Origin of the sequence: Microbulbifer sp. TYP-18 (genome assembly GCF_040932045.1) — a bacterium.
GTDB lineage: Bacteria > Pseudomonadota > Gammaproteobacteria > Pseudomonadales > Cellvibrionaceae > Microbulbifer.
Genome location: NZ_JBFRBC010000095.1, coordinates 1 through 621, shown reverse-complemented (window position 1 = coordinate 621; position 621 = coordinate 1). Strand labels below are relative to the sequence as shown.

Below are 621 nucleotides of genomic sequence, written 5' to 3'. Positions count from 1 at the left end.
ACTCACTGGAGTGTCTCGTTGATGGCGAAGTACGCCGGTGTTACCACATGGCAGGTTAGGCAAATCTGGAACGCTGCAGATCTGAAACCACACCGACTCAGAACCTTCAAGATCAGCAATGACCCACAGTTTGCCGAGAAGGTGGTGGATATCGTTGGTTTGTATATGGACCCGCCGGACAATGCCTTGGTGCTGTGTGTCGATGAGAAAACTCAGATCCAGGCACTCGATCGCACTCAGCCAGGGCTTCCACTTGCCCCGGGGCGCATTGGAAGTCGTACCCACGATTACAAGCGCAATGGAACGGCGGCTCTCTTTGCAGCCTTCAATATTCTGACTGGCGAAGTGATTGGTCGCGTCGAGAAAAGATCGCGTTCCAAGGAATTTCTTGCCTTTCTGAAACAGGTCGAGCGGCAGACACCGAAAGACAAGGAGTTGCACATTGTGCTGGATAACCTCAGCGCTCACAAAACCAAAGAAGTCACAGAGTGGGTAGCCAACCAGCCTAGAATTCATTTCCATTTCACGCCCACAAGTGCATCCTGGTTGAACGCCGTCGAAGGATGGTTTGCGCAGCTCGAACGGCGGGCTCTTTACCGAGGCATATTTACCGACGTGGCG

The 621-nt window shown here is 53.0% G+C and carries 1 protein-coding gene; it reads left to right on the top strand.

The annotated features are described in order from the left end of the window. Positions 1-621: IS630 family transposase (locus ABVT36_RS19110; protein ID WP_368457984.1), on the top strand; the 621-nt coding region annotated here is incomplete at both ends.